The 263-nt window shown below is 68.4% G+C and carries 1 protein-coding gene; it reads right to left on the reverse strand.

Annotation, left to right across the window (positions count from 1 at the left end):
- Positions 1–38: 38 nt before the first annotated feature.
- Positions 39–263 (reverse strand): heme-binding protein (locus SB765_RS30700; RefSeq protein WP_410932627.1); only part of this gene is annotated, 225 nt, incomplete at its 5' end.

Below are 263 nucleotides of genomic sequence, written 5' to 3' on the forward strand. Positions count from 1 at the left end.
GGCCCCCTGCCCGGCTGCCGCGCAGGAGGCCATGCGGGTCAGCGCAGGCTCGCGGCGACATCCACGGCAAGCTGCTGTTCGGTGAGGTCGGTTGCACCGCTGATGCCGACACTGCCGACCACGCTGTCGGCGTGTTTGATCACCACGCCGCCCACCGCGGGCAGGATGCCGGGGATGGTGCCGATGGCCAGGTTTTCCTTACGCGCCAGGTCATAGAACGTGATGGTGTCGATGGCGAAGCGCGCGGCGGATTTCGCCTTGGC

Source organism: Pseudomonas sp. SIMBA_067 (assembly GCF_046534675.1).
Lineage (GTDB): Bacteria > Pseudomonadota > Gammaproteobacteria > Pseudomonadales > Pseudomonadaceae > Aquipseudomonas > Aquipseudomonas putida.